This window comes from Burkholderia sp. Bp9142, assembly GCF_003853415.1.
Lineage (GTDB): Bacteria > Pseudomonadota > Gammaproteobacteria > Burkholderiales > Burkholderiaceae > Burkholderia.
In genome coordinates this window covers 1-23,035 of sequence record NZ_QTPP01000048.1, presented here as the reverse complement: position 1 = coordinate 23,035, position 23,035 = coordinate 1, and the positions used below count along the sequence as shown (strand labels likewise).

Annotated in this window: 18 protein-coding genes and 1 pseudogene; 11 read left to right on the top strand and 8 right to left on the bottom strand. The window is 66.2% G+C overall.

Annotated elements, in window-relative coordinates:
• The first annotated feature begins 184 nt into the window (after nucleotides 1-184).
• The 7 genes and pseudogenes from DIE22_RS33445 to DIE22_RS33415 form a co-directional block, all read left to right on the top strand.
• Entirely contained in the window at nucleotides 185-1,330 is a 1,146-nt protein-coding gene (locus DIE22_RS33445) for an MsnO8 family LLM class oxidoreductase (protein ID WP_124607076.1), read from the top strand.
• On the top strand, nucleotides 1,327-1,902 hold the full coding sequence (locus tag DIE22_RS33440) for a GNAT family N-acetyltransferase (protein ID WP_124502001.1): 576 nt from the start codon (nucleotides 1,327-1,329) through the stop codon (nucleotides 1,900-1,902). Before DIE22_RS33445 ends, DIE22_RS33440 begins: the two co-directional genes overlap by 4 nt.
• 66 nt (nucleotides 1,903-1,968) lie before the next feature.
• Entirely contained in the window at nucleotides 1,969-3,609 is a 1,641-nt protein-coding gene (locus DIE22_RS33435) for an ABC transporter substrate-binding protein (protein ID WP_124607075.1), read from the top strand.
• Between the two features lie 61 nt (nucleotides 3,610-3,670).
• Nucleotides 3,671-4,681, top strand: a complete 1,011-nt coding sequence (locus DIE22_RS33430) for an ABC transporter permease (RefSeq protein WP_124501999.1) — start codon at nucleotides 3,671-3,673, stop codon at nucleotides 4,679-4,681.
• A 13-nt stretch (nucleotides 4,682-4,694) separates the two neighbouring features.
• Nucleotides 4,695-5,564, top strand: coding sequence for an ABC transporter permease (locus DIE22_RS33425; RefSeq protein WP_124607074.1), 870 nt, complete (start codon nucleotides 4,695-4,697; stop codon nucleotides 5,562-5,564).
• A complete protein-coding gene (locus DIE22_RS33420) occupies nucleotides 5,561-7,252 on the top strand; it encodes an ABC transporter ATP-binding protein (RefSeq protein ID WP_124607073.1) in 1,692 nt (563 codons plus the stop codon). Before DIE22_RS33425 ends, DIE22_RS33420 begins: the two co-directional genes overlap by 4 nt.
• Nucleotides 7,253-7,281: 29 nt before the next feature.
• Nucleotides 7,282-7,557 (top strand): annotated as a pseudogene (locus DIE22_RS33415) (LLM class flavin-dependent oxidoreductase); the annotation flags it as partial.
• Here DIE22_RS33415 and DIE22_RS39265 read toward each other — a convergent pair.
• Nucleotides 7,526-7,729: a sigma 54-interacting transcriptional regulator gene (locus DIE22_RS39265; RefSeq protein WP_311767476.1), complete on the bottom strand. Its 204-nt coding sequence runs from the start codon at nucleotides 7,727-7,729 to the stop codon at nucleotides 7,526-7,528. The pseudogene DIE22_RS33415 and the gene DIE22_RS39265 sit on opposite strands and share 32 nt — an antisense overlap.
• A gap of 439 nt (nucleotides 7,730-8,168) precedes the next feature.
• Nucleotides 8,169-8,909: a GntR family transcriptional regulator gene (locus DIE22_RS33405; protein WP_124501996.1), complete on the bottom strand. Its 741-nt coding sequence runs from the start codon at nucleotides 8,907-8,909 to the stop codon at nucleotides 8,169-8,171.
• Nucleotides 8,910-9,066: 157 nt separating this feature from the next.
• Between DIE22_RS33405 and DIE22_RS33400 the strand changes: the two genes are divergently transcribed.
• Both DIE22_RS33400 and DIE22_RS33395 read left to right on the top strand, forming a co-directional pair.
• Complete coding sequence (locus tag DIE22_RS33400) at nucleotides 9,067-10,629, top strand: SLC13 family permease (RefSeq protein ID WP_260426829.1); 1,563 nt, start codon at nucleotides 9,067-9,069, stop codon at nucleotides 10,627-10,629.
• Between the two features lie 38 nt (nucleotides 10,630-10,667).
• Nucleotides 10,668-13,076 (top strand): hypothetical protein, encoded by a 2,409-nt coding sequence (locus tag DIE22_RS33395; RefSeq protein WP_124501995.1) that lies wholly within the window; start codon nucleotides 10,668-10,670, stop codon nucleotides 13,074-13,076.
• A gap of 185 nt (nucleotides 13,077-13,261) precedes the next feature.
• Here DIE22_RS33395 and DIE22_RS33390 read toward each other — a convergent pair whose 3' ends face one another.
• Complete coding sequence (locus DIE22_RS33390; RefSeq protein WP_124501994.1) at nucleotides 13,262-15,643, bottom strand: AsmA family protein; 2,382 nt, start codon at nucleotides 15,641-15,643, stop codon at nucleotides 13,262-13,264.
• A 389-nt stretch (nucleotides 15,644-16,032) separates the two neighbouring features.
• Here DIE22_RS33390 and DIE22_RS33385 point away from each other — a divergent pair, with 389 nt between their 5' ends.
• Nucleotides 16,033-17,835 carry an alkaline phosphatase gene (locus DIE22_RS33385; RefSeq protein WP_124607072.1) on the top strand — a complete coding sequence of 601 codons (1,803 nt, stop codon included), beginning with the start codon at nucleotides 16,033-16,035 and terminating at the stop codon, nucleotides 17,833-17,835.
• Nucleotides 17,836-17,952: 117 nt separating this feature from the next.
• On the opposite strand, the gene DIE22_RS33380 is transcribed toward DIE22_RS33385, so the two are convergent.
• The 4 genes from DIE22_RS33380 to DIE22_RS38410 form a co-directional block, all read right to left on the bottom strand.
• Nucleotides 17,953-18,099: a DUF3096 domain-containing protein gene (locus DIE22_RS33380; RefSeq protein WP_124501992.1), complete on the bottom strand. Its 147-nt coding sequence runs from the start codon at nucleotides 18,097-18,099 to the stop codon at nucleotides 17,953-17,955.
• A 606-nt stretch (nucleotides 18,100-18,705) separates the two neighbouring features.
• On the bottom strand, nucleotides 18,706-19,719 hold the full coding sequence (locus DIE22_RS33370; protein ID WP_124607071.1) for a hypothetical protein: 1,014 nt from the start codon (nucleotides 19,717-19,719) through the stop codon (nucleotides 18,706-18,708).
• A 140-nt stretch (nucleotides 19,720-19,859) separates the two neighbouring features.
• A complete protein-coding gene (locus DIE22_RS33365) occupies nucleotides 19,860-21,461 on the bottom strand; it encodes a GMC oxidoreductase (protein WP_124501990.1) in 1,602 nt (533 codons plus the stop codon).
• Between the two features lie 26 nt (nucleotides 21,462-21,487).
• Nucleotides 21,488-21,640 (bottom strand): hypothetical protein, encoded by a 153-nt coding sequence (locus DIE22_RS38410; protein ID WP_185640748.1) that lies wholly within the window; start codon nucleotides 21,638-21,640, stop codon nucleotides 21,488-21,490.
• A gap of 189 nt (nucleotides 21,641-21,829) precedes the next feature.
• Here DIE22_RS38410 and DIE22_RS33360 point away from each other — a divergent pair, with 189 nt between their 5' ends.
• The gene (locus DIE22_RS33360; protein ID WP_124501989.1) at nucleotides 21,830-22,090 is read left to right on the top strand and encodes a hypothetical protein; all 261 of its coding nucleotides are present in this window, start codon (nucleotides 21,830-21,832) and stop codon (nucleotides 22,088-22,090) included.
• On the opposite strand, the gene DIE22_RS33355 is transcribed toward DIE22_RS33360, so the two are convergent.
• Nucleotides 22,047-22,823 carry a hypothetical protein gene (locus DIE22_RS33355; protein WP_124607070.1) on the bottom strand — a complete coding sequence of 259 codons (777 nt, stop codon included), beginning with the start codon at nucleotides 22,821-22,823 and terminating at the stop codon, nucleotides 22,047-22,049. The two genes, DIE22_RS33360 and DIE22_RS33355, sit on opposite strands and share 44 nt — an antisense overlap.
• Nucleotides 22,824-23,035 lie beyond the last annotated feature (212 nt).

Genomic DNA, 23,035 nt, shown 5'->3' with positions numbered 1-23,035 from the left:
CCGGGCACGCGCCGCAAGGCGCGCAGCCAACGACCATAACGCAAGCCCCCCGGTCGGCCGGAACGAATATTTTCGGCTTTCGATATTCTTCTTGATTGTTTGACCGTGCGAGCGTCGACGAAAAATAATTCTGCATGCCTAACCCGTTGATCCGGCCGCTTCGACCCGCGCCGATCGCCTCATCATGACGTTCGACGCCAACCGTTCCGATTCCGTTTTGTCCGCGTTGCCATTCCGCTTGAGCGTGCTCGACAAGAGCCCCGTTGCGCCGGGAGAAACCGCCGCCGACGCGCTGGCGCGCAGCGTATCGCTCGCGCGCTTCGCCGATGCCGCCGGCTATCACCGCTACTGGCTCGCCGAGCATCACAACACCGCCGCGCTCGCGTGCCCGTCCCCGGAGATCCTGATCGCGCACGTGCTGGCGCATACGCAGCGCATCCGTGTCGGGTCGGGCGGCGTGATGCTGCAGCACTACAGTCCGTACAAGATCGCGGAAAACTTCAACCTGCTCGCGTCGCTCGCGCCCGGCCGCGTCGATCTCGGCGTCGGCAAGGCACCGGGCGGCCTGCCGCTGTCGACGCGCGCGTTGCAGGCCGGCTACGATCCGGCGCGGCGCGCGTCGTTCGCCGATCTGGCAGACGAGCTGAATCGCCATCTTCAGGGCGCGGCCACGGCAGCCGATGCGATCGGGCAGGATGCCGCCGCGCTGCACGCGACGCCGCTGCCGCCAGTGCCCGCGCAACCGTTCCTGCTCGGCGCAAGCGCGGAAAGCGCCGCGCTCGCGGCGCGGCTCGGCTGGGCCTTCGTCTATGCATCGCATCTCAACGCATCCGCCACGGACCTGGAACGCGCGTTCGATGCCTATAGCCGCGCGTCCGGCGGCGGCACGCCGCTGCTCGCGGTCTCCGCGATCGTCGCCGACACCCGCGACGCGGCCGCGCAGCTGGCGAGCGGACATCAGGGCTTTCGCGTGCAGGTAGGCGACACGCCCGCCGTCAACGTCGGCAGCCTCGAACAGGCGCACGCATACATTCGCCAGGCAGGCGGCGGCCCGCACCGGATCGAGCCGCGCGAAACGCGGATCGTGCACGGCACGCGCGACGATGTGCTGCACGAACTTCACGTATTGCATCGCCGTCACGGCATTGCCGAATTCGTCGTCGACACGCCGCTCGCCGATGCCGCACCGCGGATTGCGTCGCTGCGATTGCTGGCCGGCGCGCGCGCCGACGACCACGACGCGGCACCGTCGCGAGACAGACCGGATGCGCGACGCTCGAGTGCCCGCACGGTCGCGCGCCATCCGGACTTCGAGGGCGCGGCGCGATGACCGATACGATCCGCATCGCCGGCACCGACGACGTGCCGGCCCTCCATGCATTGCTACAGGACGCCTACGCACCACTCGTGGCGCAGGGCGTGCACTTCACCATCACGCGCTCGCCGATCGAACGCGTCGCGCAGACCGTCGCGCGCGAAACGACGTTCGTGCTGGAACGCGGGACCAGCGAAGGCCGCCCTGTCCTCGCAGCCACGTTGACCGTGCGGTTTCCCTGGGTATCCGGCGAACGCCCTCGCACGCCTTATCCGTTCCTGCACTGGTTCGCGGTCGCGCCCGCATTCAAGCGGCAGGGCTTCGGGCACGCGCTGATCGCGCACGTCGAGTCGCAGTTCCTGACCGGGCAGGTCAAGGCGCCCGCGACGTATCTCGCGACCGCGACCAACCATCCGTGGCTGCAACCGTACTACGAGCGCAATGGCTACGTGCCGTTCAATCGCTCGACGAACTCGCTTGGCACGCCGCTCGTCTGGCTGAGAAAAATCCTGATCCCGGAGCTCTACCGGGATCCGGCGGCGGACGACACCGCCCCGGACGGCATGCGCCTCCACGCGAACGCATGACGTGCCGGGCCACCCGGCAACGCGCACCGCATCCCCCGCTACCCACCTCGTGAAAGGCTTCCACGCATGACATTCGCATTTCCGGATTCCGCTCCCCGCGCGTCGCGCCGCACCGCACCGGCCGCGCTGCTGCTGGCGCTCGCACTGCCGTACGCGGCGTTTGCGCAGGGCACGCCCGTCCCGGGCGGCACGCTGACCTGGGGCGTCGAAACGGAGCCCCGCACGCTGAACCCGCAACTGAACGGTCAGGACAAGGTCGAGCTGCTGCTGCGCAACGCCTATGAAAGCCTGCTCGCGCAGAAGCCCGACGGCAGCTACGTGCCGTGGCTCGCGACCGGCTACAAGGTGTCCGCCGACGGCAAGACCTATACGTTCACGCTGAGCGACGGCGTGAAATTCACCGACGGCGCGCCGTTCGACGCGAAGGCCGTCGCGCGCAACTTCCTCAACGCGCGCGAACTGTCGTATTCGGCCGGCAGCCAGCTCGCAAGGCTGATTTCGCACGTCGCCGACGTGAAGACGCCGGACGAGCATACGGTCGTGATCACCCTCGACGCGCCGTATGCGCCGTTCCTGACGTTCGCCGGCCGGCTGCCGCTGCTGTCGCCGAATGCCTTCGACCGGCCCAGCCTGAAGTCGGGCGGCACCGACATCGCGGGCACCGGCCCGTTCATCCTGCGCCGCTACGTGAAGGGGCAGGAAATCGAATTCGCGAAGAACCCCGACTATCGCTGGGCGCCGCCGACGGCTGGGCACCAGGGCCCCGCGTACCTGGACCGGATCGTCTACCGGTTCCTGCCGGAATCGTCGGTGCGTACCGGTGCGCTCTTGTCAGGCCAGGTCGACGTGATCGAGGGCGTGTCCGGCAACGACGCGGCGCTGATCCGCAAGAACCCGGACTTTATCTACCGGCGTGCGCTGAACACCGGCACCCCGTACTCGCTGTTCCTGAACGTCACCTACGGCCCCACGCAGGACGTGAAGGTGCGGCGTGCGCTGCTCGAAGGACTCGACACGACCGGTATCGTGCAATCGATCTATCGTGGCGAGCGCACGCGCGCATGGGGTGTCACGTCGCCGATCGATCCGTTCTACGACGCATCGATCGAAAAGACTTACGGCAACAACCCGAAGCTCGCAAACCAGTTGCTCGACGAAGCCGGCTGGAGTGCGCGCGACGCTGGTGGCTACCGCACGAAAAACGGTGAGCGCCTGACGGTCGCGGTGATCCAGGCGCAGGCGACGGTGCGCGACCAGCGCGACGTGTTGCTGCAGGCGCTGCAAGCGCAGGCGCGGCAACGGCTCGGCGTCGACCTGAAGATCCAGTACGTCGACGACGGTACATACGTCGAGGCGCGCAAGACCGGCAAGTTCGGCTCGATCGCGAATTCGAACACGCCGCCGGACGGAATCGACATCGAGGGCCACTACCTGCCCGTCGATCGCGGCGGCGCGCTGAACTACAGCCGTGCGTCGGCGCCCGAGCTGACGCGCTGGCTGCAGGCGGCCGCGCGCACGCAGAACGTCGCGGAGCGCAAGAAGCGGTACGGCGAGCTGCAGCGCTTCGCGATCAACGAGCAGGCGTACGCGGTGCCGCTGTACGAGCCCGAAGACCAGATCGCCGCCGCGAAGTCGGTTCAGGGGTTGCGCTTCCGCTCGTTCGCGCAGATGCCCGAGAACCCGTACGACGTATGGGTGAAGCAGTAAGCCGGCGCGCGCGGCCTGCCTTGCACCGCGCTTCGCGCTGAACCGACAGGAGAATTCGACCATGAACCGTTCGCCGTCCGCTCATCTGTCCGTCCCGGACCCGCTGCCGGCCGCGGCGTCGCCGGCGGCGTGGCGCCGTTGGCTGCGTTCGCCGGTCGCGACGCGGCTCGCAACCGGTGCACTCGTGCTGTGGGCCGCAGTCACGCTGTCGTTCGCGGCCGTGCATCTTGCGCCGGGCGACATCGTCAGCATCCTGATCGGCGAGCAACTGAGCACGCCGGAGATCGAAGCCGCGATCCGCCAGGAATGGGGACTCGACGAACCGCTTGCGCTGCAGTACCTGCATTACCTGTGGCGGGTACTGCACGGCGAGTTCGGCCGCTCGTACATCCTGAACACCGACGTCGCGCCGCTCGTGCTCGGCCAGCTGTGGCCGACGCTGAAACTGACCGGCGCGGCGCTCGTCGTGACGATCGCGTTCGCCGTCGGTCTCGCGGTGCCGACGGCCGGCCGCCGCTGGGCCGGGCGCGCCGCGTCCGGCGTCGAGCTGCTGCTCGCGTCGACGCCGTCGTTCTGGCTCGGCATCATGCTGCTGTTCGTGTTCAGTTTCACGCTGAAGCTGTTCCCGGTGGCCGGCGATCGCGGCTTCGCCTCGCTCGTGCTGCCCGCGCTGTCGCTCGGGCTGGCACAGGGCGCGGTGATCGGCCGCGTGCTGCGGCAAGGCATCGAGCGTGCGCTCGACGAACCGTACGCGCTGACGGTGCGCTCGTGGGGCATCGGCGGGCTCGCGCTGCGCGTGCGCCATGCGCTGCGCCACGCGGCGCTGCCGGCCGTCACGCTCGCCGGCTGGCTCGTCGGCGGATTGCTGAGCGGCGCGGTCATCACCGAGCAGGTGTTCGGCCGGCCGGGTCTCGGCAAGGTGACGGTCGACGCGGTGCTGTCGAAGGACATGCCGGTGATCCTCGCGATCGCGATCCTTTCTGCGGCGATCTACGTCGCGCTCAGCACCGCCGTCGACCTGCTGTACCTGCTGATCGATCCCCGCCTGCGCGAGCGCCGCGCGCCGCATTGAACCGGAGACGCCCATGTCCGTTCCCGCCGATCTCGCGTTGCACGCACCCGCCACATCCCGCGCGGCCGGCTGGCTGCGCCGCCACCCCGGCCTCGTGCTCGCCGCCGTCTATCTGCTGCTGAACGCGGTCGCCGTCGTCGCGCCCGGGTGGCTCGCGCACTACGACCCGCTCGCCGCCGATCCGCTGTCCGCGCAGCTCGGCAGCAGCGCCGAGCACTGGCTCGGCACCGATCAGCTCGGCCGCGACATCTTCTCGCGCGTCGTGTATGGCACCCGTTATTCGCTGTCGATCAGCGCGGCCGCGATCGGCGTCGCGACACTGTTCGGCACCGTGCTCGGGCTGTTCGCCGGCCTCGCGCGGGGCTGGCTCGACGAGCTGATCACACGCGTGCTCGACGTCGTGTCCGCGTTCCCCGATCTACTGCTCGCGCTGATGCTGATCTCGTTCACCGGCCCCGGCGCGGTGAACCTCGTGTTCGCGCTCGGCATCGCGTCGGTGCCGCGCTTCGCGCGCGTGGTGCGTGCACAGACTTTCGTCGTCGCGGCGTCCGGCTACGTCGAGCACGCGCGCACGCTGGGTCTCGCGCCGGCGGTGCTGGTGTGGCGGCACGTGTTGCCGCATGCGATCGCGCAGGTGCCGGTACTCGCGACGATCGGGCTGGGCACCGCGATCATCGGCACGTCGGGACTGAGCTTCCTCGGGATGGGGCCGCCGCCGCCCGCCGCCGAATGGGGGTTGATGCTCGCCGAGGGCCGCAACTACCTGTACAACGCGTGGTGGATCGCGGTGTGGCCCGGCCTCGCGATCACCGCGGCCGTGATCGCCGTGAACGCGCTCGGCGGCTACTGGCAGGCGCGCTTCGAACGCCGGGAGGCGGCATGAGGACGCCCGGAACCGTTTCGCCCGCAACGGCCGCCGCGCCACGGGTCCGCATCGAGCGTCTGACGATCGGTTTTCGCGGGCCGTGGGGCACACAACCTGTCGTCGGTCCGCTCGACCTCACCGTGCATGCCGGCGAATGCGTCGCGCTCGTCGGCGAGTCGGGTTCCGGCAAGTCGGTCACCGCGCGCAGTCTCGTCGGGCTGAACGGCCCGCACACCGTGACCGATGCCGCGCGCTTCGAGATCGCCGGCGTCGACGCACGCGGCCACCGGGAACGCGACTGGCGTGCGATACGCGGCCGCCGGATCGGCTACGTGCTGCAGGATGCGCTGGTATCGCTCGATCCGCTGTGGCGCGTGCGCGACCTCGTGGCCGAAGCGCTGCACGATACTCGCCGGCGCGACGTCGCGGCGCGCAGCGCCGACCTGCTGCGCTCGGTCGGCATCGACGACCCCGAGCGGCGCCTGCCGCAGTATCCGCACCAGTTGTCGGGCGGCTTGCGGCAGCGTGTGCTGATCGGCACCGCGATCGCGGGCGGCGCGTCGCTGCTGATCGCCGACGAGCCGACCACCGCGCTCGACATGACCGTGCAACGGCAGATCCTGTCGCTGCTGCGTGCGCGCCGTGATGCCGGCGACGCGGTGCTGTTGATCAGCCATGACCTCGCGGTCGTCGCGGAACTGGCCGATCGCGTGCTCGTGATGCGCGCCGGCCAGATCGTCGAACAAGGGCCGGCGCGCGACGTGCTGACCGCGCCCGCACATCCGTACACCCGCCAGCTGCTCGCGGCGATTCCAACGCCCGCGTCGCGCGGGTTCAGGCTCTCGGCCCATCCAGCGGCCGACGACGCTGCACCTGCCCCCGCCGCTGGGCGCGTCCCATTGCCGCCCAAGCAGATCGAGGCCGGCACGCGGGTGCTCACGGTCGACGCGTTAACGAAGCGCTACGGCGGCGCCAACGCACCGGCCGCGGTCGACGGCGTGTCGTTCTCGCTCGCACGCGGCGAGACGATCGGCATCGTCGGCGAATCCGGCTCCGGTAAATCGACGGTCGCGCGGATCGTGCTCGGCCTGATCGAGCCCGACAGCGGCGCGGTCACGCTCGACGGCAAGCCATGGAGCGGCGCGCCTGAAGCCATACGACGTGCCCGTCGCGCGCGGCTGCAGTTGATCGCGCAGGACCCGTACAGTTCGTTCGATCCACGCTATTCGGTCGGCCAGATCATCGGCGAGAGCCTCGATGCGATCGGCATTCGCGGCGACGCGCGCCGTCGCCGCGTATTGCAGTTGCTCGACGAAGTGCGGCTCGGCGCGGGTTGCATCGACCGCTATCCGCGCGAACTATCCGGCGGCCAGCGGCAGCGCGTCGCGATCGCGCGCGCGTTCGCGCCGAGTCCCGCGCTGCTCGTTGCGGACGAGCCTGTCAGCGCGCTCGACGTGTCGATCCAGGCGCAGGTGCTCGACCTGCTCGCCGATCTGCAGGCCGAGCATGGCACCGCAATGCTGTTCATCTCGCACGACCTGGGCGTGATTCACCACGTCGCCGACCGGATTCTCGTGATGCGACGCGGCCGCGTGATCGAAAGCGGCCCGGTCGAGCGGGTGTTCGACGTGCCGTCGCACCCGTACACCGCATCGCTCCTCGATGCCCTGCCGACGCTGCCCGGTGCGCACGCCGCGCTCGCATGACCCCTGCCCGCCCTTACCGAACCGCTTCCATGAGCCCATCGACCCGCACTTCCCCCCGCCCGATCCATCTCGGCGCCATCATCCAGGGCGCGTCCGGCAACATGTCCGCCTGGCGGCATCCTGACGCGGTCGCCGACGCCAGCATCAACGTGGACTTCGTCCGCACGCTCGCCAGGCAGGCCGAAGCCGCGAAATTCGACCTGCTGTTCGTCGCCGACGGCCTGCACATCAACGCGAAATCGATTCCTCACTTCCTGAACCGCTTCGAACCGCTTACGCTGCTGTCGGCGCTTGCAGCAGCTTCCCCTGGAGCGGCGGTGCGAGATCGCCGATTTCGTCGAGAACGATCGTGCCGCCGTGCGCTTCCTCGAAATAGCCGACGCGACGCCCCTGCGCACCCGTGAACGCGCCGGCCTCGTGGCCGCACAGTTCGCTCTCCGCGAGTTGCTGGCTGATCGCGCCGCAGTTGACCGCGATGAACGCACCGGAGCGGCCGCCGACATGGTGGATATGACGGGCGACCAGTTCCTAGCCGGTGCCCGTCTCGCCGAGAATTAGCACGGGCGCAGCGCTGGGCCCGATCTGCTCGACGAAGCGCAGCACGGCGCGCGACGCGGGATCCGCGAATACGAGCGCTTTCGCGCGCACCGAAAGGGGGCGATGCTCGCTTTCCGGCAGAGAAATGAGCGGTGGGGAATCTGTGCGATTGTCCATGGTTCGGGCGCGGGCGGACCGGTTGACGATACTGGCGTCCGCCCGAGGGTTTGATCGTAGTCAACCCCGGGCTCGCGCAAAATACCGATTGCTGTGATGCTTCGCTGCCGCGCGCAAATAACGAATCCCGTGTGTGTTGTGCCAAACAACGGCATGCGGCCCGGAGTGCCCGGAAGCCACCGACTACCGGGCGCCCGCTCCCTCAGCCGACGAACCTCGCTTCCACGCCGCTTCGCACGACGAGGTCGAACCGTTCCGGCCGGATATGGAACACGGTGGATTCGCACGTGCTGCCGTCCGCAAGCTGAGACGCGCGCCGCAACACGAGGAGCGGCAAGTGTGGGGCGATCCGAAGCCGCTGCGCGACATCCTCGGGCGACCCGACGGCCGTGACCGACATTTCGGCGTCCGTGATGCGCCAACCGAGCACGCCTTCCAGCACCTCGTAGGTCGACATGCGCTCGGCCTGCTCGAAGGTGACCGTTCCGGCTTCGGGCAGCAGGCAGGTCTGCGCGAGCGCAATGGGTTCTTCGTCGACCCAGTGCAGGCGTTCGAGATAGATGCAGCGCGTGACGTCGGCGGCGAATACTTGCCGCAAGCCCGGCGGTACGTCGCACGCTTCCATGCGCAGCAACTCCATCCGTGCGCGTGCGCCCTGCCCGGCGATCGAATCGTGAAGCCCGCGCAGCACGTCGAGCCGGTGCCGCAGCCGCTGCTTCGCTGCGAACGTGCCCTTGCCCTGCTTGCGCTCGACGATGCGCGCGTCGGTCAGGCGATCGAGCGCGAGCCGGACCGTCACGCGGCTCACCTGAAAACGCTCGCTCAGCTGTGCCTCGGACGGCAGCTTGCCGGTCGGCTCGTACACCCCTTGCTCGATCTCGTCGCGCAGCGTCGTCGCGATCTGCTCGTAAAGCGACGTCGCGTCTTCACGCACCAGCGTCATCGATTGTTCCTCTCCGTGCCCGGCTCGCGCTATGCGCGATTTCCGATATCGATATGAAAAGCAATTGGATCGCCCAACTTGTATTAATACGTATTATGACATCTCGATAGACAGTCGGGTCCGCCATATCAGGACCCGACGCACGGGGAGCATACCAGTGACTGAAAATGCAATCGGCACGCCGCCGTTGGACGGCGCGCAGGCAAGCCGGCCGCCACGGATCGAACCGGCGGCGGCGCGACATGCCGATCCGCACGCGGCAGGCCGATCGCGTCGCGCGCGGTGGCGTGCCGCGATCGGCTTCGCCGCCGCGTGGCTCGCGTTCTTCGCGATTGCATGGTGGTTGCCTGCGCCCGCGCATCTGTCCGCCGAAGGCAACGCGACGCTCGCGGTCGTCGCATGGGTCGCGATCGTGTGGATTACCGATGCGGTTCCGGTCGGCGTAAGCGGCATCCTGCTGCCGATGCTGCTCGTGCTGTCGCATGCGAGCCCGTCGTTTCCGAAGGCGGCCAGCGGCTTCGCGGCGCCCGTCGTGTTCCTGTGCCTCGCCGCGTTCCTGTTCTCCGCGATCATGCAGGCATGCGGACTCGATCGCCGCATCGCGCTGCTGCTGCTCGACCGCCTGAAGGTGCGCACGGCCAACGGCGTGATCTGGGCGATGTTCGCGGTGAACTGCCTGATGGCGCTCGTCGTGCCGGCCGCGAACGCGCGTGCCGCCACGCTGCTGCCGGTCACGAACGGCATTGTCCGGCTGTTCGGCGAATCGCCGCGCGAGCGCGCCGCGCGCAAGGCAATCGTGATCCAGACGCTCGTGTACGGCGCGATGATCAGCGGCATGTGCATCCTGACGGCCCACCTGCCGAACATGGTCGTGTCCGGGCTGCTCGAGAAACAGCTCGGCATCCGGATCTCGTACCTCACGTGGCTGACGCTGCAGTGGCCGTACCTCGGGATGTTCGCGATCACGCAGGGCTGGGTGCAGTTCTATTTCCGCTCGCGCGCGGTCGCGATTCCCGGCGGCGTCGATGCGATCGCGACGATGCGCCGCGCGCAGCCGAGTGCGGCGCGCAACGACTGGGCCGTGCTCGCGCTGTTCGCGGCCGTCGCCGTGTTGTGGGCGACCGAGCCGCTCCATCACCTGCCGTCGGAAATCGTCGCGCTGATCGCGCTCGCGCTGCTGTTCGCGCCCGGCGTGCTGCGCTTCGGCTGGGCCGAAGTCGAGCAGCGCACGATCTGGGGCACGCTGTTCCTGCTGGCCGGCGCACTGTCGCTGTCCGCGGCGATCAGTTCGTCGGGGCTCGCAAGCTGGGCCGCGGATCATATCTATGCCGCCGCACGCGGCCACGGCTGGTGGCTCGGGATCGCGATCGTGATGCTCGGTACGCACGTGATCCGCATCGGCATGCTGTCCAACGTCGCGGCCGTCACGATGATCGCGCCGATCGCGCTCGCGCTGGCGCCGCGCCTCGGGCTGCATCCGGTTGCGTTCACGATGCTCGTCAGCGACACCGACAGCTTCGCATACTTGCTGCCCACGCAGATTACCGCCGGCGTCATCGCGTACAGCAGCGGTGCGTTCTCGACGGCCGACTACGCGAAGGTCGGGATCGTGTCGGTGCTGATCGCGATCATCTATGGCCTCTGTGTGATCGCGCCGTGGTACGCGTACATGGGCATCCCCGTCTGGGACGCGAGCGCGCCCTGGCCGTTCGCGCATTGACGCGCGCCGCTTTCCATCGACATCTTTCTGAATTCCCCATGAACGAATCCAACGCCGCCCTCGATACCGTTGATGTCCGCGCCGCCGCACTGCGCGACCGCCTGGGTCCGCACGTTGCCCCCGCAGGCCTGTATGAACGCCACAAGCGCCTGCCGTTTGCCGGGCGCGTGAGTTGCAACGTCACGCGTCTCGAAGCCGGCGAATGGAGCGAGATCGTGCTCGATTACGAAGTCGGCTCGTCGGGGATCGCCGACGGCGGCTGGTTGAAGGCCACCTTCAAGTTCTATTCGGATTGGGCGCTGTTCCAGACGAGCGATCCGAGCGCCGCGAACTACATCAGCGCCGAATACCTTGCCGCGCCGCTCGTGCCGGGCCAGAGCCCGGCCACCGTGCAGGCGCTGAACGTTCGTTTCGACCAGAAAGGGCACGAGCGGCCGTTCCAGAAGGCCGTGATCGTCGACGTCGTCGACGGTTACGTGAACGCCGGCGACCGGATCGTGATTCGTCTTGGCGACCGCCGCCGCGGCCCCGGCACGCGCGTACAGACCTTCGCCGAGGACAACTTCCGGTTCCGGCTCTATGTCGATCCGCTCGGCACGTCGCGCTTCGTCGCGGTGCCCGGCGACATCTCGATCGACATCCGTGCCGGCGCGCCGTCCGACGTGCTGCTGAACGGTCCGCGCTTCGTGCGGCCCGGTACGCGCGCGCCGTTCCGGCTGTCGCTGCAGGACCGCTGGGGCAATGCGTGCCGCGACGTCGGCGGCGCCGCGCGCGTCGTCGCATACGACACACGCGGCGAAGCCGTCTACCGGCGCGAGCACGCGCTGCCCGATACCGGGCTCTCAAGTTGTGCGGTCGACGACCTGCCGGTCGATGCCGGCACGCTGCGCATCGTGGCCGACGTGCCTGCCCGCCCGGACGTGCGCGCGGCCGAAGCATGGCTCACGATCGACGCATCGCTGCCCGTGCCGCGCGCGCTGTACGCGGACCTGCACGTCCATGCACACGATACGGTCGGCACCAACAGTCCCGAGTACAACGCGCGCTACGCACGCGACATCGGCGGCATCGACGTGCTCGGCTACACGGCGAACGATTTCCAGATCACCGACGAGAACTGGCAGCTTGGCGTGGATGCGGTCGAACGCTTCAACGAACCGGGCCGCTTCGTCGTCTATCCGGTGCAGGAATGGTGCGGCAGTTCGACCGCGGGCGGCGATCACAACGTCGTGTTTCTCGGCGACGCGCGGCCGGATTTCCCGTACAACGCGCGCGGCGAGCACAACCGCACGCTCGTCTGGAACGAGGACATGAAGGGCAATGCGGTCGAGCTCGGCCGCTGGCCCGTCGAGGAATTGTGGGACGCGTATGCGGACGATGCCGCGCAGCATCTGGTGATGCCACACGTGGGCGGCCGCCGCTACATCCCGGACTGGCATCATCCTGAACTCGAGCGGCTCGTCGAGATCGCGTCGTCGTGGGGACACTTCGGGTGGCTGTACCAGGACGTGATCGAACGCGGCTACCAGCTCGGCGTGGCGGCCAGCGGCGACGAGCATCGCGGCCGGCCCGGCGGTGGCGCGCCGGGCGTACAGGTGTTCGGCGTGCACGGCGGGCTGACGGGCGTCCTCGCCCCGGTGCTCGATCGCAAGCACGTCGGCGAAGCACTGCGCGCACGCCGCACGTGGGCGACCACCGGCGAGCACAGCGCACTGCTCGTGCGCTGCGGCGATCACTGGCAAGGCGATGCGTTTGCGCACCGTGGGCCCGCTCGGCTCGACTACCGGCTGCTCGGCCAGTCAGGCTGGGAATACGTGGCGGCGTACGATCACGAAGGCCTGCTGTGGGAACGCAACCTGCATGCGGAACTCGGCTACGCGGATCGCCTGATCCGCGTGCGCTGGGGTGGCGCGCGCATTCGCGATCGTTACCGCTGGGCCGCGTGGCGCGGCCGGATTCGCATCGTCAACGGCACGATCCACCGTTTCGGATCGAACGGCTTCGAGCACGTCGAGGAGTCGGCGTGGCGCACCGGCGCGACGGATGTCGAGTTCCGCAGCGACACCTATGGCGACGCGGACAGCATCGAGCTCGACATCGGCAATCTCGCTGCCGCGACGATCGTGATCGAAGGCACGATCGACAGCTTCGCGAAGGTCGGCGATCCGCTTCAGCGAAATCCGTTCGTGCATGCGCCGGCGTTCCGATTCGAAATCAGCGGTGCCGCGTTGCTCGCGCAGGGGACGGCGACGCACGCACTCGGCGGCACGGAGCTGTTCGTCGCGATCGAACGGCTGACCGACCAGCCGCTGCCCGTCGATCTCGCAGGCAGCGTCGAAGTTGCACCCGGCAATGCATCGTTCGGATACCGCCCCGTCTATTGCTTCGGGCGGCAGCGCAACGACAGCAAGGTCTGGTCGTCCGCGCAGTTCATCACGTTCGATTGACGTATTTCCGGGACCGGCCAATCGTGCAGCACGCCGCGTCAGGCCGCGTCATGTCCGCATGCATTCATTGATCCGGCGACAGTGGCGCGGGCCCGTCAACATGCCCTTCGTTGTCGCCCGCCCCATGTTGGGTCGACGCCTTCTCAAGCCACGAACCCGTGCTCGTTAAGCAGCCGACACCGCGTTCATCTAGCCGGTGCAGCCTTCGTCTTCTGTCGGATTCCCGGCGGTGGCGCCGTCGGGCGCTGCTTCATGTCGGTCAGCATCTGCTGGCACGGCAACGGCCGATTGCGGCCCGGCTGCAGCAACGCGAGCAGACTTGCGAGCGGATTCAGCAAGCCCAGCCCGATCGCTGCCCCGCCACGCGCGATCAGTGCCCCGGCCTTGACCCCGACGTGCGGCTGCTTGAAGGATCCGGTGACATACAGTGGCGAGCGCAGCGATATCACGCGGAATCCCTTGGTATGGGGATGGATCGTCAGATTCATGGTCTCGTCTCGCAGGTTCACGTTGCCGTCCATTCCGATCACCGCGTCATCGGTGTCGAGCGCGAACACGCGCGAGTCGAGCACGCCATGGGTGACCACGAAGTCGGCCACTGCGCAGTTGATCTTTACGTCGCGTGTGCCGAACAATTTCTCGTACACCACGTTTGCAACGTTCAATCCAGCGGCTTCCATCAGCAAGAGACTCACCGTGCCGTCGGTGACCAATGCCTTCACTTCCCCGTTGGACGTCGCTGCGAGTGCCGCCGGCGAATTGCCGGTGGCCGACAACGCGACATCGCCGTTGACCTCGCCGAGCGCTGTTTGCATCACCGAGAATGTCGGGAACAGTTGCTTGAGTTTCAGATGTCGCGCCTGCAGCGAGAATTGCCCCTTGAGCGGCACGCCGCTGCCGTCCAGGTGAATGTTCGAAGCAAGCGTACCGCCCGCGACACCAAAGTTCAGCGGGTTGAGCGTCAGCACACCGTCATGCATGACGACGTGGGTCGACAGGTCGGTGATCGGCAAGTTCGAAGTCTTGACGATGCGCCGCCCGGTAAATCGAACGTCGGCGTCGATCTTCGTCCAGCGGTCAGTGCGGAATGCCTCGACCGGCAACGCCTTGTTCGCGGGCTGCGCGACGGCCGCACCCCGCCGCGCCTTGCTGGCATTCGTGTCGGCGCCGACGAGCGGCGCAAGGTCGGAGAACTGCAGCAGCCTGGACACCAGCGTACCGGACAAGAGCGGCCTCGGTTCGCGCGAAACGTACACCAACGTGCCGTTGATATCGCTGCCGCCGACGCGTCCCGTGAAGTCCTCGTACTTGAAGACGTCGCCGGACGCCCGGAATTGACCGACCAGCCGGCCGTCGGTCGCATAAGGAGAGGTTTCGGGTAGTGTGATGCCCGTGACTTCATACAGGTGGGCCATGCTGGTGCCCGCGAGCCACAGTCGGAGATCAACCGCTGCCAGGTGCGACGGATCCGTCAGCGTGCCGACGAGCGCCAGGTGCGTATCGCCAAAGCGCAAATCGGCCTGAACCGGAAATGGGTGTTGCGTGCCCTGCACCTCCAGCAAATTGCCGATCTTGCCGGTGCCGGCGACATCCCCCTTCTTGTACGTCCCCTTGACGGTCCAGCCGATCATGTAAGCGCCAACGCTGGCAGATGCCGCGGGCGCGGCGCCTGCCGATGCGCTCGGTGTCGCCGAGGCCGTTGCGCCGGGTGCGGCAGTTGCGGTTGCGTTCGACGCCAGCGGTGGGCCTGATACAGACGGGGCGATCGTGGTGCCGGATTTCGTCGCTTCAGCATGCGAAGCAGCGGCCACCGCTTGCGAAGCCGCCGCCGATGCGCGGGACGCCGCCTCGGCGCCCGACGCGGGCACCCTCGATTGTGCCGCCCCGGAGTGCGCCTGGGCCGCGAGCTTTTTTTGACCTGCCGGCCCGACGGCCTGTGCCGATTCGCGGTGCGCCAGCGCCTCCTGCTGCTTCACCACCGCGCCGAACGGGATCGGCCGGCCAAGCGTGTCGATCACGGCGCTCAGATCGAATTGCTTTTGCTGGTCGTAGTAGCCGAGATTGCCTTGGGCAAACGCGATCTCATGCAGGTCGAGCGTCCATCCGCCGCGATGCGCGGGCTCCTTGAGCTTGAACGTCCAGTTGACTCGCCCGTCCCTGAGGCGTTCGAGGTCGACGGATGGATTGACCAGATCGATTGCGGGAATCACGATGTGGCGTGCCATCAGCGGCAGAGCCTCGACTTCGAAGCTGATCGCGTCCAGCGCGATGAAATACTTCGTGCGCGCCCAATCGGGGTTGGAGATCGTGACATTGTGTGCGCTGAATCTCGGCCACGGCACCCATGCGCGCCAGCCTTGCTCGCTCAAGGGCCGACGCCACCCGATATGCAGATCGCCGTTGATGGCGAACTGCCGTCCGATCGCGTCCGACACCTTGTCGTCGACCCAAGGCCGGGCTCGATTCCAGTCGAACGTCACGATGAAGATGACCAGCACTGCAAGCGCCAGGGTGACGATAACGGAAAGCCACGCGGCCGCCTTGCCGACGGTGTGGCCTATGTGCATTTCTCACTCCCCGAGTTTGCTGCACGATATCGAGCAATTCGTGTTCCTGAATACGCGTCAAATGGGCATGTCGGATGATATCGACGCGCAATCACGTGCGACCTGCCGAGCGCTTGCACGAGCAGTCGACAGATGCCGCGAAACCGGCTTTCCGGGCCATCCGCTCCATGCGCAAGAACTTTGCCGGATTGCAGATAAGGGGTCCTCCGCCACGTCGCGCGCGAGTTCGAAATGGGGTTCTCACGACTTTTCAGGCGTTGAGCTTCGCAGTAAGGTTCCGGATCGACTGCTCCCTCCTCGCGCTGTGTGGGGGGCAAGCTTGTGGAACGAGAGAAGTAGACGCTTGCGCAGTGCTTTCCGCATCCACGGCATGTCGATCGGGAGGATCAATGGATCGTCGCCACTTCCTCAAGTCGTCGGCCTTTTTTACCGTTGCGGCTGCCACCGTCACGCTCGACGTTCCACCGGCACTCCTGCGGGTCAGCACCGTGCGCAAGAACCTCTATCGATTCCCGCAAGGTGTCGCAAGCGGTGACCCACGCGATCGCTCCATCGTGTTCTGGACGCGATGCGTGCCGGTATCCAGGGGCGTCCAGCACCATGCAAAGGGGGTCGCGCGCGCGGTACCGCTAAGACTCGAAGTATCGACGCTGCCGGATTTCTCGACACTCGTCGCCAGCGTACCGCTGAGGGCGCTGGCCACCTACGACTTCACCGTGCGCGCGAAGGTGACGGCGTTCTCGCCGAAGACCACCTACCACTACAGGTTCGTCGCCGGCGACGACGTCAGCATGACGGGGGTCGCGCGCACGGCGCCAGAGGCAAACGAGGCCAACGAGCAGGTTCGCTTCGCGTGGCTCACCTGCCAGGACTGGAGCGTCAACCATTGGCAAGCGATGACGCTGCTGGCCGCCGAACGCGATCTCGATTTCGTCGTGCACGTGGGCGACTACATCTATGAAACGGTCGGGACCTCTCCCCCCGGCCGGGCCGAACCGGCGCATCCTCCGCTGCGCTTGCCCGACGGCAAGCTGCTCGCGGACGGCCGCGCGTATGCCGATACGCTCGAAGACTACCGGACACTCTATCGCACCTATCGTACCGATCCGCGCTTGCAGACGCTGCACCAGCGCCTGCCGATGATCGCGATCTGGGACGACCACGAATTTTCCGACGACTGCTGGCAGGATCATCAGGTCTACACCAACGAGGAGCGGCAGGAAACTAGGCGCCGCCGCAGCGCCAGTCGCGCGTGGGCGGAGTACATGCCGGTGGATTGGAGCGATGTGCGCTTCGAGCCGGACAATCCGTCGTACACGAACATTCGCATCTACCGCGATTTTCGTTTCGGCATGCTGATGCACCTGGTGATGACGGACGAGCGGCTGTATCGCGACCACCCTGTCGTGAGCGAGGCGGCTGTCGCGCGCACGCACGGGCACGACCCGGTGCATGGGGACGACTCGGCCGGCTCACGCTACTTCGTCAAGCAGGACGTGCTGCAACGTTACGAGGCGCGCGATACCGAGCAACTCGGTCGCCCGCCGTCGATCCTCGGTCCGGAACAGACACAATGGTGGAAAGCCGCGATGAGGGGCTCGCCGGCCACGTGGAAGGTGTGGGGCAACGAGGTGATGTTGAATCGTCTGTGGTTCCTGATGCCGGGCGCACCGAAGACACCCGCGGCCCGCCTCGTGGCCGATTGCGACGCCTGGGACGGCTATCCCGCGCACAAGCGCGAACTGCTCGCTTACTTGAGGGAGCACGGAATCCATAACGTCGTCGCGATCACCGGGGATCTGCATGCATTTCAGTGCGGTGTCGTGCGGGACGATCCCGATCCCGCGACGAGGGTGCCGGTGATCGTTGATTTTGTCTGCGCCGGCATCAGCAGCGCGTCCTTCTATTCCACCCTGAAAGCGGCATGGAACGGTACGCCGCTAGCATCGATCGTGGCCACCCCTGCCAGACTCGACAGCTTCCTGATGGCGAACAACCCTGATCTGTGCCACGCCGACCACGACGCGCAGGGTTATGCGGCGGCCACCGTCACGCCGGAACACTTTTCCGTCACGTTCAACAAGGTGAAGCCGTTGAACCCGGACGGAACCGCGCCCGCGGATGCACTGCTTGGCCGCACGCGATTGACCGTGCCCAAGGACTCGGTCGAGGTACGCGTCGACCCCATCTAGATTCCGACGCGCGCGAGTTCGTTGCCGAAGACGGTCGAGCCGCAGTTTTTTCTCATTCCCGCAAATCTGAATGAGCAACCCTGTCCGGTCATGCACAGGACCGCGCCAGGCGGCTCGTCAGTGGATGTGTCCTGCGAAAAGCCCGAGCAATCCGATGACGATCAGATAGATTGCAACGATGTAATTCAGCAGGCGCGGTACCACCAGAATAAGAATTCCGGCAATCAGCGAGACCAATGGGCTCAGGTTCGTGAATACGTGCATGGCGTTGCCCCTTAACAATAGATCGCGAAATCGCCGAGCGGAGCGCCTCTCCTGAAACACCGGAAACCCTGTCGCTCGAGAGAGTGCGTTCGCTACCCATTGACATCCGGTTAGCCCGCCGAGACAGGCGCTTGACCCGAAGCATGCCGACGATCTCCGGGCACCGGGCAAACACGCTACCGGCGGCAGCGGACCGTACTTCATGAACGTGTGCTTCGTAGCCACTCTTTTTCAACGCTGCACGCGATGCCCAACATGTGCGGGAGTTTCTTGCAGACGCAGGTGCCCTGAACCACGGACGTTTGTCAGTGCAGCGTTCGCTTGCGTATCGGAGCGATTTCCGTGCCTGGCTCAGCGCGTGCTTATCGACCGAACTGCCGGCAACCGCCGAAAAGCGGAAGCGCGCGGCAAGTAGACGAGCCCATTCCGGCGATGGCCATGCTTGTGCCGGAGCCCGCATGAATGTCAGGTTGCGCTGTGAGAATCCCCGCACGTCGGGAAACGCAGCGTTCAAGTCCGGCGCTAGCCGATCGATGACTTTCGCGCCCCACCGTTGTCGCTTCTCGACTGTCTGAACAGAATGGGCCTACGCGTGAAAATGAGCCCCTAGAAATTGCGCGCCACGCCGACCATGAACATGTCCTGGTCCTTGTCGTTACCGGTTGCGACACGATTGAAGCGCACGCTCGCCGCCCAATCGTTCGTGACCTGATAGGTCACCTGCGCGCTGAGCAAGGCATTGAGTCTCGTTTTGCTCGAGACCTCGTCCCGATCATGCGAGAGATACGGACCCACACCTGCCGAAAGCGTCCACTTGCTCTTGATCGGCGCGACGTACCAGATTTGCGCCGCCACGCCTCTTCGGCCGGCGACGCCATTGTTGCCTTCATAGACGAAGCTCGCCGAATAGGCCCACGCATTGCCGAGTGGCCGCTTGACTTCGACCATATACCCCTTTTCGATCGGCACTTGGGGACGGTTCGTCTGCGACGTCCCGGCCCAAACGCTCACCTGTGTCTTGCCGTCCGAAAACGCCGGGCCAGGATCGCCGCCGAGATCCGAGCCGATGCCGAACAGCACCGCGTCGGAATTGAATCCGTTGATCATCTGGACGTGGTTGTACTGCACCTTGAGGAAGAAGCCGTTGGGAACGAGGTAATACCGCACCGCTGCCGACGCACGCACGCCCCATCGCTTTTCATTACGCAACCGGTTGTCGACATGTGTCGTGTCCATGCTGAAATACGGCCCCGCCGACAATTCGAGCGCCACGCGATTGCCGACCGGCCAGCGAAACGCGCCCAGGGCCGCGAAGCCGTCACGGTGGTGATCCAGCGGATGCCCCTCGTTCACGTACGCGAGGTAGACCGAGAGGTAGTCATTCAAGACGTCGCCGAAGCCGACTTCGTAGGCACGCCAATGCATGTCGCCCCCCTCGGTCGCACGTCCGTCGCCATACACCGCATAGACGTTGATCGTTCGTTCCGAAGGCTTCAACCCGACCGGCAAGCTCGAAGGACTGTCCTCGGCGTGCACGTGGCCCGGGCCTGCCAGAATTGCCAGAGCGGCGATCGAGCTTGCGAGGACGAAGCGCGAATAGATGCGACGGCACGGTCCCATTTGGACACCCCCTCACGTTGGTAACGGTAACCGCGATTTCCTGGACAAGTTGACAGCGATTATTGGCGACGGGCAATAGGGGCCAGCCCGCTCACTTCTCCGGCTGTAGCCTCCACGAGGCGCTCGCCGATCCGGAACACCTACGCTGAACGCTGGCCGAGCAACACGGCGACATTGCGCTCGGCCAGCGCGGCGATCGTGCGGGATGGATTCAGCCCGAGCGCACGCGGGACAGTCGCACCGTCCATCACATAGAGCCCGTCGTAACCGAATACCTTTCCGTCCGCGTTCACCACGCCATCCGCGCACGTGAGCCCCATGTTGCAACCCCCGAGCGGATGCGGAGTGATCAGCTTGTGGAAATCGCTCCATGTCGGCGGGACGAAAGGTTCGCCGCCCGTGGCAACCGACAGGCGCCGGTGCGCATCGACCATCGCATCGACGACAGCCCGGGATCGCGCGTAAGACCAGTCGAGCCGCAACACGCGATGCCAGGGCGCAAACCAGCAGCGACCGAGACGCATGCGCCCGTCGCCCGGATCGATGGCCTGGCCGAACCAGGGCATCATGTTCTCGACCGGGTCATCGCAATCGAAATGGCGCGCGAAGGCTCGCCAGAACGCGCGCATCACCCCACCGTGCGAGCGCTGCAGGTGGCGGCGCACGAAATCATGCGCAAGATTGGGCACGCCGCCGTCCTCCACGAACAGAGGTTGACCCTTGTCGGCTGTCCCGTCGAGCAGGTCGATTGCAGCGGAAATGGTGACGCCGTGCGACGGAGAGATCTTCCGGTGACTGTAGAAGGCCGGCGTGACGAAGTCGCCGTTGAAGGCCCAGCCCCAGCCGAGCCTCGGCGATAGATTCGGCAGCGTGCGATGCTCGTCGCGACAGCGGAGCAGCAACTCGGTACTGCCGATCGATCCGGCGCTGACGATCACCCTGGCCGCCGTGGCGGTTCCAGGCATGAAACTGCCGGCCACGGGATCGATGACGTTGAAATGTACGCGCCATCCCCGGCCGAGCGGCTCGAGCTTCTGCACGACGTGCAGCGGAAGGATTTTTGCGCCATGGCGCTCGGCCACGGCCAGATAGTTGAGGTCGAGCGTGTTCTTCGCCGACACCTGGCATCCGATGTCGCAATTGCCGCAGTGCACGCACGTGCCCTGCGATACCCCGTGCACGTTGACGTGCCTGACCGAATGCCGGTCGTCGCGCGCGCCGGGCAAGGACGGATCGTAGGTCGGCGAAAACGACACGGCGAGCGGCAACTTGCGATACCGATCGCCCCAACCGCAGGCGTCGGCAGCGTCGCGCAACAAGCGGGTGCGTTCGCTGATCTGGTTGTCGGGCACCTCCTGGACCGACAGCATCCAGCCCACGCGCTGGTAATACGGCTTGAGTCCCTCGTACGTGATCTCCGGCGGCCAGCCGCGATCGAAGGCGTCGGGTTTGGCCTCGACCGAGACATTGGCGTAGATCAGCGACCCGCCGCCCACGCCGGCGGCAGCCACCACCGACATGCTGGAAAAGACACGCAGGTCGGCCCAGCCATGGAATCGTTGCGGGTTCTGCTGATTCCACAGCCACGGGTCGGTCTCGTCGCGCGGATACGTGTTCGGTGTCCAGCGGCGACCACGCTCCAGCACCAGCACCCGCCATCCCGCCTCCGCAAGGCGGCAGGCCGCCACCGCTCCGCCGAAGCCACTCCCGACTACGATGACATCGTATTCAATCGCGCTCATGACGACGATCTCCTGACGTAGGTGCGTCACGGTTCCGATGCGAAAAACCTGAAGAATCCTCCCGCCTCCGAAGGCATCACGATGCCGAACGGGACGAAGTCGATGTGGCCCGCCAGGCCGCTTTCGTGTTGGTCGAGGTGAAACAGCTGCCCGGCAAACCGTTTGGAAAGACCCGACATCGTCGTGCCTCAATCTTGCCCGGCAGACCCGGCAAAACGTCGTCATCCAGATGACTTTTCCTTTATTTTCAATATGTTATGCACCTCTCACGGGCGCATGATTCGAGCTGGCACGTCCTGTGCGTTTGTAGCTGCGAGCGCAACGAAAAGTGCTCTCTTCCAAACCGCAGCAAACTTAGGAGATTTATCATGTCCGCACTGATGATCAACGACCTGTCCCGCGCCCACGAACTCAGCCGCAAGGAAATGGCTGCCGTCAGCGGTGGTAGCGTGTTCCAGAACATGGGAATCAACAACATCGCCACCGGCAGCGGATTCTCGTTCGCCAGCCCCAATACCATCACGGCCCCCGTCACGCAGGTCGATGCATCGACCCACCTGGATCTCACCAGCGTGACCAACTCGATCAACAACCTTGGCGGTCTGGTTGTCGCGAAGCTGGGCGTGTAAGCTTCGCCGTCCTTCCCCGCAGTGGCAGTGTTCGATAGCGTCGTACCGAAGCTCTGCAGCCCGCCGCGGGATTGTTCTCGCGGCATTCAAAGCCCGCCGGGCCGCGTCCCTGGCGGGCTTCCTTGCATGATAAAAACGCAGACGGCATGAACAGGCGGATTTGCTGACGCCCCGTCGGCAGCCCCCCCTCTCCCATCAGCGGCCGGGTTGATCCCGGCGCGCTTTCAGCGTCCCTCCCCTGCGCACAGATCCGCTCCGCCTCATCGAGTTTGACGGCGCCGGGGCGCCGGTCATGGAACTGCGTGGTCGCATCGATGCGTCGTTGGTCATCGGCGCGGCATTCCCGATGCGTCCCGCCGCTCCGCAGGCACGCAGCGAATTCAGTTATGCGAAGCATACGATTCCCGATCCTGGCGTCAATCCCGGTTGCGGCCGCCCGTCGGCGCACCATCGCGTCGGCGTTCGCCGTCGGCAACAGCGTGTCGCTCAACGGCCGGGTGCCGCGCACGATCGCGTGCGTGTTGGCGACGCTTTCGCGCAGACGCTTCCACCCCGCCGCCGCACATGGATGCCTGCGACGCGAATCGCCAGCGCCACGCGCCATTTCATGTTGGCCGAGATAAAACAGCAGCCACGGAAATTGTTTGGAAGAACCCGACATCGTCATTCCTCGATCTTGCCCGGCGGGCCCGGTGAAACGTCGGATGCCAGATGGAATTTCCTTTGTTTTCATGAGGTTAAGCACCTCTCATGCGCACATGACTCGAGGCTGGCACGTCCCGTGCGTTTGTAGCTGCGAGCGCAACGAAACGTGCTCTCTTCCAAACCGCAGCAAGCCCAAGGAGATTTACCATGTCCGCACTGATGATCAACGACCTGTCCCGCGCCCACGAACTCAGCCGCAAGGAAATGGCTGCCGTCAGCGGTGGTAGCGTGTTCCAGAAC